The following is a 939-nucleotide window of genomic DNA, read 5'->3' as shown; positions in this document are numbered from 1 at the left end:
ACCTCACATGTTTAAAACACAGAGGATGCTACACAAAGTTAGTTCAGTGCTCAATGAATAGATGGGCTAAACGTCAGCTTTGCGCTCGTAAACTTTCACTCGAATCTGCTCGCGTGAGTCAAATTGACTGGCACGTAATGTATCAACTTGAGCCTGACGCTCTTCAGCACTCAAGCCTTCTATCAATAGGATTTCTTGTCGTTGATCCAGAAAACTATCAATACGCGCTTGCCATTGAGCGCGCTCCTGATCCAAAGTATCGAAACGTTCAGCTGCTTCAACACCAAACATTTCAACCCTAACCGCTCTGACTTCATCATAGCCGCCACCCTCTTCTTCTATTTTGGCAACACGGGCATTTAATTCGTCAGTGATACGAGCCTCTCTACGGGACTCTATAATGTCATAAGGCGCTTGAGCATCGACTTGCGCTAGTCGTTGAGCTTTTTCTTCTTCGCTCAAGCCTTCCTCAGCTTCTACACTTAGTCTAGCCAGAGTATATTGATCATAAGCCTCTTCTGAGGCATAAAATGCCTCGTAGACCTCTGCATCCAAATATTGCGCACGCATTTCTGACTGAGCATTTAGCTGCTCACTTAACAAAGCGACATAACGACCTTTATCGGCCATTAACTCTCCGCTCTCCATCATGCCTTTAATTGACTCTGAGCGACTGAGTTCATAGTCATACAGCGCTTGCTTTAGTGAGATATACTGAGCCAAGATCTGTTTTGACTGAGTCAGTGCAGGCTCCTGCAAATAGTAACTCAAGTATTCATCAATTCTAGCCAGCACGATATCCAACTCTTCTTCCTCAATGGTCGAAAGGAAGTAATCAAACACTCTTTTGATATCGCTGGAGATACGTAAGTTACCCTGGTCATCCACCTGCAGACTTTGCTGCATTTGAGTCCCTTGAAGCGAGTCAGGCAATGTACC

The 939-nt window shown here is 44.9% G+C and carries 1 protein-coding gene; it reads right to left on the bottom strand.

Translation table 11 applies throughout. The features are described 5' to 3' along the window. Nucleotides 1-66 precede the first annotated feature (66 nt). The coding region (locus A3735_RS01050) for a lipase secretion chaperone (RefSeq protein WP_068637400.1) at nt 67-939 on the bottom strand (873 nt) is incomplete at its 5' end.

The sequence above is a fragment of the Oleiphilus sp. HI0061 genome (genome assembly GCF_001635675.1).
The sequence above is the reverse complement of the archived record's forward strand: the minus strand, read 5'-3'. Positions and strand labels throughout refer to the sequence as shown.